Raw genomic sequence first — 12,185 nt, 5'->3', positions numbered from 1 at the left:
GTTAGTCGGCCTGCAGCATCGCTTCCAGCTGTTCCTGCGCGTCCAGCCATGCCATTTCGCACGCTTCGAGGCTCGACTTGGTCTTTGCCTGCGTTTGCAGGCAATCCGTCAGCTCCGCTTTACGGCTTTGATCGTACAGGCCGCTGTCGCCCAGCTTCTCTTCAACGGTGGCAAGCGTGGCGTTGAGCTTCTCCATCTCTTTTTCCAGACGGGCAATCTCTTTACGCAGCGGCTGAGTCTGGGTGCGCAGCTCCGCTTCCCGGCGCTTCTGGTCTTTACGCGCCTGGGCGCTGTTGGCATTGTCTTTCGCCGACTCGTCCGGCTGGTTTTCCTGCTTCTGCACGTCCGTCAGCCACTGCTGGTAGTCTTCCAGATCGCCGTCGAACGGTTCAACTTTGCCATCATGCACCAGGTAGAGATCGTCTGTGGTGGAGCGGATCAGGTGACGATCGTGCGAGACCACCACCAGCGCGCCCTCGAACTCAATCAGCGCTTCGGTCAGCGCCTGACGCATGTCGAGATCCAGGTGGTTGGTCGGTTCATCGAGCAGCAGCAGGTTCGGGCGCTGCCAGACGATCAGCGCCAGTACCAGGCGGGCTTTTTCACCGCCGGAGAAACGCTCTGTGTTTTCGGTGACTTTATCGCCCTGGAAGCCGAAGCCGCCGAGGTAATCGCGCAGCTTCTGCTCCATTTCCTGCGGTGCCAGACGCGCAAGGTGCTGGATAGGCGATTCATCCGCGCGTAAAAATTCCAGCTGATGCTGAGCGAAATAGCCAAGCTTAATGCCTTTCGCCAGGCCGATTTCGCCGCTGACCGGGTTAAGTTCGCCCGCCAGGAGTTTGATTAGCGTTGATTTACCGGCGCCGTTACGCCCCAGCAGACCGATACGTGAACCCGGCACCAGGTTGAGCTTGATGGAGTCGAGAATAATGCGATCGCCATAGCCCGCGCTCACTTTTTCCATTTTCAGCAGTGGATTCGGCAGGCTTTCCGGTTCGCGGAAATTGAAGTGGAACGGGTTATCGACGTGCGCCGGGGCAATCATCTCCATGCGTTCCAGCATCTTGATGCGGCTCTGGGCCTGCTTGGCTTTAGAGGCTTTGGCCTTAAAGCGATCCACAAAGCTTTGCAGGTGCGCCACGCGCTGCTGCTGGCTTTCGTACATCGCCTGCTGCTGGGCCAGGCGCGTCGCGCGCTGGCGCTCGAAAGAGCTGTAGTTGCCGGTATATTCGAACATCGTTTGCTGTTCGATATGAATGATTTTATCCACCACCGGATCGAGGAAGTCGCGGTCGTGGGAGATCAGAATCAGAGTGCCCTGATAGCTCTTAAGCCACTTCTCCAGCCAAATAACCGCATCGAGATCGAGGTGGTTAGTCGGTTCATCAAGTAGCAAAAGATCAGAACGGCAGATCAGCGCCTGCGCCAGGTTGAGGCGCATACGCCAGCCGCCGGAGAAGTCGCTGACCGGGCGTTCCAGCTGTTCATTGCTGAAGCCCAGGCCGTGCAGCAGGCTGGAGGCGCGGGAGCGAATGGTCCACGCGTCGATGGCGTCCAGCTTGCCATGAACGGTGGCGATGGCGTGACCGTCGTTGCGCTCGTTGGCGGCGTGGAGTTCCGCTTCGAGTTTGCGGTATTCACGGTCGCCGTCGATAACATAGTCGAGGGCCGGTTCGCTCAGGGCAGGCGTCTCCTGGTTCACCCAGGCGAGCTGCCAGTTTCCCGGATAAGTAAAGCTTCCGCCATCCGCGCTAATCTCGTTTTTCAGCAGCGCCAGCAGCGTGGATTTGCCACAGCCGTTTTTGCCGACCAGACCCACTTTTTGGCCCGGGTTGATGGTAGCAGTGGCGTTATCGAGCAGAACGCGCACGCCGCGACGAATTTGTAACGAGGAGAAAACAATCATAGAAGCGCCGTATGTTCCGACTATGTTAATTTGTCATTATGATAATGTAAGGTGTGGGCCATTTTCCGCACCGGGCCGCCATGGTAGCCCAAAACAACAACGATACACAAAAACAGAAACACGACCGGGAGGGGAATGATGTCTCAGACAGCGAAAGTGCTGCTGCTGTATGCCCATCCGGAATCTCAGGACTCGGTGGCGAACCGGGTGCTGCTTAAGCCGGCCACACAGCTCAGTAACGTTACGGTGCACGATCTCTACGCGCACTATCCTGATTTCTTTATTGATATTCCGTACGAGCAGGAACTGCTGCGTCAGCATGACGTGATTGTGTTCCAGCACCCGCTTTATACCTATAGCTGTCCGGCACTGCTGAAAGAGTGGCTGGACCGCGTGCTGAGCCGCGGCTTCTCCAGTGGGGTGGGGGGAAACCAGCTGGCGGGAAAGTACTGGCGCAGCGTGATCACCACCGGTGAACCCGAAAGTGCTTACCGTCACGACGGGCTGAACCGTTATCCGATGAGCGATATCCTGCGGCCATTCGAGCTGACGGCGGCGATGTGCCGTATGCACTGGATGAGCCCGATCATTGTCTACTGGGCACGGCGTCAGGATCCGAAAGAACTGGCCAGCCACGCCAGAGCCTATGGCGAGTGGCTGGCATCGCCGATTCCGGCAGGAGGTCGTTAATGGAAGGATCGAATTTGCTCCTCGCCGGGGTACTGTTTTTATTTGCGGCCGTCGTCGCGGTTCCGCTTGCCGCCCGTCTCGGCATCGGTGCGGTACTGGGATATTTGCTCGCGGGGATCGCCATTGGTCCCTGGGGACTGGGATTCATCAGCGATGTGGATGAAATTCTCCATTTCTCCGAGCTAGGCGTGGTGTTCCTGATGTTCATCATCGGTCTGGAACTGAATCCCTCTAAATTGTGGCAGCTCCGACGCTCTATCTTTGGCGTGGGTGCCGCGCAGGTGTTGTTCAGCGCCGCGATTCTGGCTGGCCTGCTAATGCTGACCCACTTTTCCTGGCAGGCCGCGGTGATTGGCGGGATTGGTCTCGCCATGTCGTCGACGGCGATGGCGTTGCAGCTGATGCGCGACAAAGGGATGAACCGCAATGAAGCCGGGCAGCTGGGCTTTTCGGTGCTGCTGTTTCAGGATTTAGCGGTGATCCCGGCGCTGGCGCTGGTGCCGCTGCTGGCGGGTTCTGGCGACGATAGCTTCGACTGGGCAAAGATTTCCATGAAGGTGCTGGCTTTTGCGGGCATGCTGATTGGCGGACGCTTCTTGTTGCGTCCGGTGTTCCGCTTTATTGCCGCATCGGGCGTGCGTGAAGTGTTTACCGCTGCGACGCTGTTGCTGGTGCTTGGCTCGGCGCTGTTTATGGACGCGCTGGGGCTATCAATGGCGCTGGGTACTTTTATCGCCGGGGTGCTGCTGGCGGAGAGCGAGTATCGTCACGAACTGGAAATTGCCATCGATCCCTTCAAAGGGCTCCTGTTAGGGTTGTTCTTTATTTCGGTGGGGATGGCGCTCAATCTCGGTGTGCTTTATACCCATCTGCTCTGGGTTGTGGTCAGCGTCGCCATCCTGGTGGCGGTGAAAATGCTGGTGCTGTACGTCATGGCGCGTATTTACGGGTTGCGCAGTTCGGAACGTATGCAGTTTGCCAGCGTGTTAAGCCAGGGGGGAGAGTTCGCGTTTGTGCTGTTTTCCGCCGCGTCCTCTCAGAAGCTGTTTAAGGACGATCAGATGGCGCTGCTGCTGGTGACGGTGACGCTGTCGATGATGACCACGCCGCTGCTGATGAAGCTGGTGGATAAACTGCTGTCGCGCCGCTTAAACCCGACGGACGATGAAGATGAAGCGCCATGGGTAGAAGACGATAAACCCCAGGTGATAGTGGTGGGCTTTGGCCGCTTCGGGCAGGTGATTGGTCGCCTGTTGATGGCGAATAAGATGCGCATTACGGTGCTGGAACGCGATATCAGTGCGGTTAACCTGATGCGTAAATATGGCTACAAGGTTTATTACGGCGACGCGACCCAGCTTGAGCTGCTGCGCTCGGCGGGCGCTGAGGCCGCCGAGTCCATCGTGATCACCTGTAACGATCCGGAAGACACGATGAAACTGGTGGAGCTGTGTCAACAGCACTTCCCGCACTTGCATATACTGGCGCGTGCCCGGGGACGTGTTGAAGCTCACGAATTGTTGCAGGCGGGTGTGAAACACTTCTCCCGTGAGACGTTCTCCAGTGCGCTGGAGTTAGGCCGTAAGGCGTTGATCTCGCTGGGCATGCATCCTCATCAGGCGCAACGTGCCCAGATGCACTTCCGTCGGCTGGATATGCGAATGCTGCGCGAACTGATGCCGGTACATACCGACACGGCGCAGATCTCCCGCGTGCGGGAAGCGCGTCGCGAGCTGGAGGAGATCTTCCAGCGAGAGATGCAACAGGAACGACGCCAGCTTGATGGCTGGGATGAATTTGAATGAAGGGTAACGAAAGATGGCTGTCCGTAAACGCTTTATCGCAGGTGCAAAATGCCCGTCCTGCCAGGCGCAAGATACTCTGGCGATGTGGCGAGAAAATAATATTGATATCGTTGAGTGTGTTAAGTGTGGTCACCAGATGCGTGAGGCCGATAAAGAGGCCCGCGATCATGTTCGCAAAGAAGAGCAAGTGATCGGCATTTTTCATCCGGACTAGCGATATGCCCTGAGTTTTTTTAAGCTAAAGGGTACACGGGTGCAGATTTCCGCTACAATCTGCGCCAGCAATTTTCCCACGCTCAGGAGATATCATGAAAGTAGCAAAAGACCTGGTGGTCAGCCTGGCCTATCAGGTACGTACAGAAGACGGTGTGTTGGTTGATGAGTCTCCGGTGAGTGCGCCGCTGGACTACCTGCATGGCCACGGTTCCCTGATTTCCGGCCTGGAAACTGCGCTGGAAGGTCATGAAGTTGGCGACAAATTCGACGTTGCTGTCGGCGCGAACGACGCTTACGGTCAGTATGACGACAACCTGGTTCAGCGCGTTCCTAAAGACGTGTTCATGGGCGTTGACGAACTGCAGGTTGGCATGCGCTTCCTGGCTGAAACTGACCAGGGTCCAGTGCCTGTTGAAATCACTGAAGTTGAAGACGACCACGTTGTGGTTGACGGCAACCACATGCTGGCTGGCCAGAACCTGAAGTTCAACGTAGAAGTTGTTGCGATCCGTGAAGCGACCGAAGAAGAGCTGGCTCATGGCCACGTTCACGGTGCGCACGGTCACGACCATGACCACGATCACGGCCACGACGGCTGCTGCGGTGGTCACGGCCACGATCACGACCATGGTCATGACCATGGCAAAGGTGGTTGCGGTAACGGCGGCTGCGGTTGCCACTAATTCCGCTAAGCGGAAAATAAAAAAAGCGGGGGAACCCCGCTTTTTTTACGCCTCAATAATGAGGTGGTGGTGTCTCTTCAGACTGAGAGGCAATGTTTGACGGCTGCGTTGCCTTTAGCTTTTCCGTCAGCAGACGCATGTGATCCCGCAGCTTCGCCATTTCGAGTTCATGTGCTGTGACGGTCTGGTTTAGCTCTTCGATGGTGATGTCCTGAAAAGCCAGGCGGCTTTCCAGCTCAGCCATTCTCGCTTCTATCGTTGTATCCTTCATCATTCACCTCGTTTATGTCTGATTTACCTGATGGTCCAGCGGCGGCGCAGTTTAACTGAGTTTATCCTTAAGTGCAGTCTCTATCCCGCTGGCAAGAAACTTATTTAAACAAAAATAGTCTGAAAAGTGGTGAGAATTGGGAGTGTCTGTCTGTAGATTTCTTCTGCAACGTTTTATAGTACGTCACTCATTTACGTTTAACGCTGGGGTGAGAGTCCCCAGGCCCTGGAGATATGGATGAAATCACTGTTTAAAGTAACGCTGCTGGCGACGACGATGGCTGTTGCGCTGAACGCGCCGCTGTCATTCGCTGCTGATACTGCTGCGAAGCCTGCTGCCACTGCAGACAGCAAAGCGGCGTTCAAAAATGACGACCAGAAATCCGCCTACGCACTGGGCGCATCTCTGGGTCGTTACATGGAAAACTCTCTGAAAGAACAAGAGAAACTGGGCATCAAACTGGATAAAGCCCAGCTGATCGCAGGCGTACAAGACGCATTTGCGGATAAGAGCAAGCTGTCTGACCAGGAAATTGAGCAGACGCTGCAGGCGTTCGAAGCACGCGTGAAGGGTGCCGCTCAGACCAAGATGGAAGCGGACGCGAAAGACAACGAAGCGAAAGGCAAAGCCTACCGCGATACCTTTGCTAAAGAGAAGGGTGTGAAGACCTCCTCTACTGGCCTGGTGTACAAAGTTGAGAAAGAAGGCACCGGCGATGCGCCGAAAGACAGCGATACTGTTGTCGTAAACTACAAAGGTACGCTGATCGACGGTAAAGAGTTCGATAACTCTTACACCCGCGGTGAGCCGCTCTCCTTCCGTCTGGACGGTGTGATTCCTGGCTGGACTGAAGGCCTGAAAAACATCAAGAAAGGCGGCAAGATCAAGCTGGTTATTCCACCGGATCTGGCCTACGGCAAAACGGGCGTTCCGGGTATCCCGGCTAACTCCACGCTGGTCTTCGACGTAGAGCTGCTGGACATTAAACCAGCACCGAAAGCGGATGCGAAACCGGAAGCGCAGGCAGATCAGAAAGCTGCGACAGACGCTAAGAAGTAATGTAATGAAAACCGCCGCCTTTAAGGCGGCGGTTTTTTTATTGCGGGGCAGATATAATTAACACTGGAAAGCGTCTGGTACGCTGTATTAATTTAGTTGTCCGTGTAGATAATGAGCCTGCCCTGAAAACCTAACGACAGGCTCCTGAAAAGGAGTGTTTTTTTCATGTCCAGGTCGCTTTTAACCAACGAAACCAGTGAACTTGATTTGCTGGATCAACGTCCTTTTGACCAGACCGACTTCGATATTCTTAAATCCTATGAGGCGGTGGTGGACGGGTTAGCGATGCTCATTGGTTCCCACTGCGAAATCGTATTGCACTCCCTGCAAGATCTGAAGTGTTCCGCCATCCGCATTGCTAATGGTGAGCATACCGGCCGTAAAATTGGTTCGCCAATCACCGACCTTGCATTGCGTATGTTGCATGACATGACCGGCGCGGACAGCAGCGTCTCCAAATGTTATTTCACCCGCGCCAAAAGCGGCGTGCTGATGAAATCAGAAACTATCGCGATTCGAAACCGCGAACATCGTGTGATTGGGCTGCTGTGCATCAACATGAACCTTGATGTGCCTTTCTCGCAGATCATGAGCACCTTTATTCCGCCTGAAACGCCAGACGTTGGCTCCTCCGTTAACTTTGCCTCCTCCGTAGAAGATCTGGTGACTCAAACGCTTGAGTTTACGATTGAAGAGGTGAATGCCGATCGCAACGTCTCGAACAATGCCAAGAATCGTCAGATCGTACTCAATCTCTACGAGAAAGGGATTTTTGATATCAAAGACGCCATTAACCAGGTGGCCGATCGTCTGAATATCTCCAAGCATACGGTCTACCTCTACATCCGCCAGTTCAAAAGCGGCGACTTCGTAGGGCAAGATAAGTAATGCGTTTTGCGTTAATGGTGACAGGCCCGGCGTACGGCACTCAGCAGGCCAGCAGCGCGCTGCAGTTTGCGCATGCGCTACTGGCGGCCGGACATGAACTGGCGAGCGTCTTTTTCTATCGGGAAGGGGTGTATAACGCGAACCAGTTCACGTCACCGGCGAGCGATGAGTTTGATCTGGTCCGCGCGTGGCAGGCGTTAAATGAAAAGCAGGGCGTTAAGCTGAACATCTGCGTGGCGGCGGCACTGCGTCGCGGCGTGACGGATGCAACCGAAGCCGATCGCCTGGGGTTATCGGGCGCTAACCTTCAGCCTGGCTTTTCGTTGAGTGGTCTGGGCGAGCTGGCTCAGGCGGCGCTAACCTGCGACAGAGTGGTGCAATTCTGATGAAGCGCGTGGCATTTGTTTTTACTTCTGCACCGCACGGTAGCGCCTCGGGCCGCGAAGGGCTGGATGCGTTACTTGCGACATCGGCATTAACAGAAGATATCGGCGTCTTCTTTCTGGGGGACGGGGTGTTTCAACTGCTCGCGGGCCAACAGCCTCAGGCCATCCTGGCGCGCGATTACATCGCGACCTTCAAAGTGCTGCCGCTTTACGATATCGAAACCAGCTATGTCTGTGCCGACTCCTTAACGGCGCGCGGTTTGAGTGATAAGTCGTCTTTTATGCTGGATGTGACGATCTTACCTTCCTCTGATCTGCGTGAACACCTTTCCCACTACGACACCGTTTTGACGTTCTGAGGCCACCATGCTCCATATTCTGAGCCACTCACCGTGGCAATGTGATATCGACACACTGTTGAGCATGCTGCGCGAAGGTGATGATTTGCTGCTCATTCAGGACGGCGTGCTTGCCGCTCTGGAAGGCAGTCGTTTCGTTGAAATTCTCACGAATGCCCCCATAACAGTCTCTGCGCTGAAGGACGATCTGGACGCGCGAGGTCTTTCTGGTCAAATTTCAGCCAAAATCGACGTGGTTGGCTATACTGATTTCGTCAATCTTACTGTGACGCACGCCAGTCAAATGAACTGGTGATCCGAGATCGCTGTATATTTCTTGACACCTTTTCGACGTAGCCCTAAAATTTCGCGTCCTCATATTGTATGAGGTCGTTTTATTACGTGTTTACGAAGCAAAAGCTAAAACCAGGAGCTATTTAATGGCAACAGTTAACCAGCTGGTACGCAAACCACGTGCACGCAAAGTTGCAAAAAGCAACGTGCCTGCACTGGAAGCCTGCCCGCAGAAACGTGGTGTATGTACTCGTGTATATACCACCACTCCTAAAAAACCAAACTCCGCACTGCGTAAAGTATGCCGTGTGCGTTTGACTAACGGTTTCGAAGTGACTTCCTACATCGGTGGTGAAGGTCACAACCTGCAGGAGCACTCCGTGATCCTGATCCGTGGCGGTCGTGTTAAAGACCTTCCGGGTGTTCGTTACCACACCGTTCGTGGTGCGCTGGACTGCTCAGGTGTTAAAGACCGTAAGCAGGCTCGCTCCAAGTACGGCGTGAAGCGTCCTAAGGCTTAATGGTTCTCCGTTAAGTAAGGCCAAACTGATTTATCTTAATGTCAAACTAAACTCGTAGAGTTTTGGACAATCCTGAATTAACAACGGAGTATTCCCATGCCACGTCGTCGCGTCATTGGTCAGCGTAAAATTCTTCCAGATCCGAAGTTCGGATCAGAACTGCTGGCAAAATTTGTAAATATCCTGATGGTAGATGGTAAAAAATCTACTGCAGAAGCCATCGTATACAGCGCGCTTGAGACCCTGGCTCAGCGTTCTGGTAAAAATGAACTGGAAGCTTTCGAAGTCGCTCTCGACAACGTTCGCCCAACTGTAGAAGTTAAGTCCCGCCGCGTTGGTGGTTCTACTTATCAGGTTCCAGTTGAAGTTCGTCCGGTTCGTCGTAATGCTCTGGCAATGCGTTGGATCGTTGAAGCTGCTCGTAAACGCGGTGATAAATCCATGGCTCTGCGTCTGGCGAACGAACTTTCTGATGCTGCAGAAAACAAAGGTACTGCAGTTAAGAAACGTGAAGACGTTCACCGTATGGCAGAAGCCAACAAGGCGTTCGCACACTACCGTTGGTAATCCCTTCGGAGTATTAGTCACCAGGCGGGCGCTTCAGAGAAGCCGCCCGCTCTGGGTAACTTAACTGAACGCCTAAAGAAACAAACGAGGAATCAAATGGCTCGTACAACACCCATCGCACGCTACCGTAACATCGGTATCAGTGCGCACATCGACGCCGGTAAGACCACTACTACCGAACGTATTCTGTTCTACACCGGTGTAAACCATAAAATCGGTGAAGTTCATGACGGCGCAGCCACCATGGACTGGATGGAACAGGAGCAGGAGCGTGGTATCACTATCACCTCCGCAGCGACTACTGCATTCTGGTCAGGTATGGCTAAGCAGTACGAACCGCATCGCGTAAACATCATCGACACCCCAGGGCACGTTGACTTCACCATCGAAGTAGAACGTTCCATGCGTGTGCTCGACGGCGCGGTAATGGTTTATTGCGCAGTTGGTGGTGTTCAGCCACAGTCTGAAACCGTATGGCGTCAGGCGAACAAATATAAAGTTCCACGCATCGCGTTCGTTAACAAAATGGACCGTATGGGTGCTAACTTCCTGAAAGTTGTTGGTCAGATCAAAACCCGTCTGGGCGCGAACCCTGTTCCGCTGCAGCTGGCAATTGGTGCTGAAGAAGGCTTCACCGGCGTTATCGACCTGGTGAAAATGAAAGCCATCAACTGGAACGACGCAGACCAGGGCGTGACCTTCGAATACGAAGACATCCCGGCTGAGATGCAGGACCTGGCTGACGAATGGCACCAGAACCTGATCGAATCCGCTGCTGAAGCTTCTGAAGAGCTGATGGAGAAATACCTGGGTGGTGAAGAACTGACTGAAGAAGAGATCAAAAAAGCTCTGCGTCAGCGTGTTCTGAACAACGAAATCATCCTGGTAACCTGTGGTTCTGCGTTCAAGAACAAAGGTGTTCAGGCGATGCTGGATGCGGTAGTTGACTACCTGCCATCCCCGGTTGACGTTCCTGCGATCAACGGCATCCTGGACGACGGTAAAGATACTCCGGCTGAGCGTCACGCAAGCGACGACGAGCCGTTCTCTGCACTGGCGTTCAAAATTGCTACCGACCCATTCGTGGGTAACCTGACCTTCTTCCGCGTTTACTCTGGTGTGGTTAACTCCGGTGACACCATCCTGAACTCCGTGAAAGCGGCGCGTGAGCGTTTTGGCCGTATCGTACAGATGCACGCTAACAAACGTGAAGAGATCAAAGAAGTTCGTGCGGGCGACATCGCTGCAGCTATCGGTCTGAAAGACGTGACCACTGGTGACACCCTGTGTGACCCGGATCACCCGATCATTCTGGAGCGTATGGAATTCCCAGAGCCGGTAATCTCCATCGCGGTTGAACCAAAAACCAAAGCTGACCAGGAAAAAATGGGTCTGGCTCTGGGCCGTCTGGCGAAAGAAGACCCATCATTCCGCGTATGGACTGATGAAGAATCTAACCAGACCATCATCGCTGGTATGGGTGAACTGCACCTGGACATCATCGTTGACCGTATGAAGCGTGAATTCAACGTTGAAGCGAACGTGGGTAAACCTCAGGTTGCTTACCGCGAAGCGATTCGCGCGAAAGTTACCGATGTTGAAGGTAAACACGCTAAGCAGTCTGGTGGTCGCGGTCAGTACGGTCACGTTGTGATCGACATGTACCCACTGGAGCCGGGCTCTAACCCGAAAGGTTACGAGTTCATCAACGACATCAAAGGTGGTGTAATTCCTGGCGAATACATCCCAGCCGTTGATAAAGGCATCCAGGAACAGCTGAAAGCGGGCCCTCTGGCTGGCTACCCAGTTGTTGACATGGGTATCCGTCTGCACTTCGGTTCTTACCACGACGTTGACTCCTCTGAACTGGCGTTTAAACTGGCTGCGTCTATTGCCTTTAAAGAAGGCTTTAAGAAAGCAAAACCAGTTCTGCTTGAGCCAATCATGAAGGTTGAAGTAGAAACTCCTGAAGAGAACACCGGTGACGTTATCGGTGACTTGAGCCGTCGTCGCGGTATGCTGCGTGGTCAGGAATCTGAAGTAACTGGCGTTAAGATCCACGCTGAAGTTCCGCTGTCTGAAATGTTCGGATATGCAACTCAGCTGCGTTCTCTGACCAAAGGTCGTGCATCATACACCATGGAATTCCTGAAGTATGATGATGCGCCTAACAACGTTGCTCAGGCCGTTATTGAAGCCCGTGGTAAGTAATCCACAGGATTAAAACCTAAGTCCCGTGCTCTCTCCGAAGGGGAGAGCACTATAGTAAGGAATATAGCCGTGTCTAAAGAAAAATTTGAACGTACAAAACCGCACGTTAACGTTGGTACTATCGGCCACGTTGACCATGGTAAAACTACCCTGACTGCTGCAATCACTACCGTTCTGGCTAAAACCTACGGCGGTGCTGCTCGTGCATTCGACCAGATCGATAACGCACCAGAAGAAAAAGCGCGTGGTATCACCATCAACACTTCTCACGTTGAATATGACACCCCGACTCGCCACTACGCACACGTAGACTGCCCGGGCCACGCCGACTATGTTAAAAACATGATCAC

The 12,185-nt window shown here is 53.8% G+C and carries 15 protein-coding genes; 13 read left to right on the top strand and 2 right to left on the bottom strand.

From position 1 onward, the window contains the following. Window position 1: 1 nt before the first annotated feature. Window positions 2–1,906 (bottom strand): ABC transporter ATP-binding protein, encoded by a 1,905-nt coding sequence (locus ACOTXR_RS18625; RefSeq protein WP_023331460.1) that lies wholly within the window; start codon window positions 1,904–1,906, stop codon window positions 2–4. Between the two features lie 135 nt (window positions 1,907–2,041). Between ACOTXR_RS18625 and kefG the strand changes: the two genes are divergently transcribed. The 4 genes from kefG (at window position 2,042) to slyD (ending at window position 5,300) form a co-directional block, all read left to right on the top strand. Next, complete coding sequence (gene kefG, locus ACOTXR_RS18620) at window positions 2,042–2,596, top strand: glutathione-regulated potassium-efflux system ancillary protein KefG (RefSeq protein ID WP_021242220.1); 555 nt, start codon at window positions 2,042–2,044, stop codon at window positions 2,594–2,596. Next, window positions 2,596–4,401 (top strand): glutathione-regulated potassium-efflux system protein KefB, encoded by a 1,806-nt coding sequence (kefB, locus tag ACOTXR_RS18615; protein ID WP_014885492.1) that lies wholly within the window; start codon window positions 2,596–2,598, stop codon window positions 4,399–4,401. The genes kefG and kefB overlap by 1 nt, the downstream gene beginning before the upstream one ends. 13 nt (window positions 4,402–4,414) lie before the next feature. After that, window positions 4,415–4,615, top strand: coding sequence for a YheV family putative zinc ribbon protein (locus tag ACOTXR_RS18610; RefSeq protein WP_003861689.1), 201 nt, complete (start codon window positions 4,415–4,417; stop codon window positions 4,613–4,615). 94 nt (window positions 4,616–4,709) lie between these two features. Beyond that, window positions 4,710–5,300 carry a peptidylprolyl isomerase gene (slyD, locus tag ACOTXR_RS18605; protein WP_014885491.1) on the top strand — a complete coding sequence of 197 codons (591 nt, stop codon included), beginning with the start codon at window positions 4,710–4,712 and terminating at the stop codon, window positions 5,298–5,300. Window positions 5,301–5,352: 52 nt separating this feature from the next. Here slyD and ACOTXR_RS18600 read toward each other — a convergent pair whose 3' ends face one another. Further along, window positions 5,353–5,571 (bottom strand): protein SlyX, encoded by a 219-nt coding sequence (locus ACOTXR_RS18600; protein WP_008503009.1) that lies wholly within the window; start codon window positions 5,569–5,571, stop codon window positions 5,353–5,355. Window positions 5,572–5,808: 237 nt separating this feature from the next. Here ACOTXR_RS18600 and fkpA point away from each other — a divergent pair, with 237 nt between their 5' ends. The 9 genes from fkpA to ACOTXR_RS18555 all read left to right on the top strand — a co-directional run. Beyond that, window positions 5,809–6,630 (top strand): FKBP-type peptidyl-prolyl cis-trans isomerase, encoded by an 822-nt coding sequence (gene fkpA, locus ACOTXR_RS18595; RefSeq protein ID WP_023331457.1) that lies wholly within the window; start codon window positions 5,809–5,811, stop codon window positions 6,628–6,630. A 165-nt stretch (window positions 6,631–6,795) separates the two neighbouring features. Then, complete coding sequence (locus ACOTXR_RS18590; protein WP_014885489.1) at window positions 6,796–7,518, top strand: helix-turn-helix transcriptional regulator; 723 nt, start codon at window positions 6,796–6,798, stop codon at window positions 7,516–7,518. Beyond that, window positions 7,518–7,904: a sulfurtransferase complex subunit TusD gene (tusD, locus tag ACOTXR_RS18585; RefSeq protein WP_058690260.1), complete on the top strand. Its 387-nt coding sequence runs from the start codon at window positions 7,518–7,520 to the stop codon at window positions 7,902–7,904. Before ACOTXR_RS18590 ends, tusD begins: the two co-directional genes overlap by 1 nt. Next, window positions 7,904–8,263 (top strand): sulfurtransferase complex subunit TusC, encoded by a 360-nt coding sequence (gene tusC, locus ACOTXR_RS18580; protein ID WP_058690259.1) that lies wholly within the window; start codon window positions 7,904–7,906, stop codon window positions 8,261–8,263. The genes tusD and tusC overlap by 1 nt, the downstream gene beginning before the upstream one ends. Before the next feature lie 7 nt (window positions 8,264–8,270). After that, window positions 8,271–8,558, top strand: a complete 288-nt coding sequence (tusB, locus tag ACOTXR_RS18575; protein WP_014885486.1) for a sulfurtransferase complex subunit TusB — start codon at window positions 8,271–8,273, stop codon at window positions 8,556–8,558. Between the two features lie 124 nt (window positions 8,559–8,682). Next, window positions 8,683–9,057, top strand: a complete 375-nt coding sequence (gene rpsL, locus ACOTXR_RS18570; protein ID WP_000246815.1) for a 30S ribosomal protein S12 — start codon at window positions 8,683–8,685, stop codon at window positions 9,055–9,057. 96 nt (window positions 9,058–9,153) lie between these two features. Continuing rightward, window positions 9,154–9,624: a 30S ribosomal protein S7 gene (gene rpsG / locus ACOTXR_RS18565; RefSeq protein WP_003861706.1), complete on the top strand. Its 471-nt coding sequence runs from the start codon at window positions 9,154–9,156 to the stop codon at window positions 9,622–9,624. A 96-nt stretch (window positions 9,625–9,720) separates the two neighbouring features. Next, the gene (gene fusA, locus ACOTXR_RS18560; RefSeq protein WP_014885485.1) at window positions 9,721–11,835 is read left to right on the top strand and encodes an elongation factor G; all 2,115 of its coding nucleotides are present in this window, start codon (window positions 9,721–9,723) and stop codon (window positions 11,833–11,835) included. 69 nt (window positions 11,836–11,904) lie between these two features. Further along, window positions 11,905–12,185 (top strand): GTP-binding protein (locus ACOTXR_RS18555; RefSeq protein WP_001707331.1); only part of this gene is annotated, 281 nt, incomplete at its 3' end.

The sequence above is a fragment of the Enterobacter cloacae complex sp. IR53030 genome, from assembly GCF_049238365.1.
Classification (GTDB): Bacteria; Pseudomonadota; Gammaproteobacteria; order Enterobacterales; family Enterobacteriaceae; genus Enterobacter; species Enterobacter kobei.
This window is presented reverse-complemented; position numbering and strand designations above follow the sequence as displayed.